The organism is Deinococcus sedimenti (assembly GCF_014648135.1).
In the GTDB taxonomy this organism is placed as follows: Bacteria; Deinococcota; Deinococci; order Deinococcales; family Deinococcaceae; genus Deinococcus; species Deinococcus sedimenti.
This window is the reverse complement of the sequence record NZ_BMQN01000064.1, coordinates 1-640: the sequence shown is the minus strand read 5'-3', so window position 1 is coordinate 640 and position 640 is coordinate 1. Positions and strand designations below refer to the sequence as shown.

Sequence of the window (640 nt, the reverse complement as noted above, 5' to 3'; positions counted from 1 at the left end):
AGGCTGCTGAGCACGCCATTTCACGCGCCAGGCGCGGTCTGAGGGCAAGATGTCCGGTACAGAGGACGTCACGGATGGAGTGGAGGTTGTATCCGATGCCTGGTCATCGAATGTGCGCCCGCTCCTGCCAGTGCAGAGGACATGGATGTGATTCAGGTCGTTCAAAGTCGAATGGTCCGGGCATGAGCGGAGCGATGTGGGATGACCCTGATCTGTAATCGCCCTCTGTAAGGCGTGAAGCGCGACCGGATATTCATTCGCTGTGCAGGTGACAAGAGAACAGCCGCTGAGGCGTGTCAGCAGAAGCCAGAGGTCTTGAGGGTGTTCCTCAAGACCTCTGAATGAAGCGGACTCGCAGAGTTGCGTCGCCGCGCGAGCACCTGAAAACGACAGTGGTTTATTGATCGCGGTGAAGATCTGAGTTGATAGACTTGCCACATGCCCGGTTGGCAACCGACCCACTACTCCCGCGCTCAACTCGAGGAGCGCCGCCTCGCCGCTCTCGCATGGATTGAACGCGGAACCCATCGGAACCAGGAGATTGCGAATCACTTCGGTGTCTCCGTCCATACGGCCTACACCTGGAAAGCACGATTGCGACGCAATGGTGGCCTGAAGGCCACCATTGCCAGTGGCGCAA

General features: G+C 58.4%; 1 protein-coding gene. It reads left to right on the top strand.

What is annotated here, in order from left to right; all coding sequences use genetic code 11:
* Window positions 1-438: 438 nt before the first annotated feature.
* Window positions 439-640: helix-turn-helix domain-containing protein (locus IEY69_RS21635; protein WP_189075130.1), on the top strand; the 202-nt coding region annotated here is incomplete at its 3' end.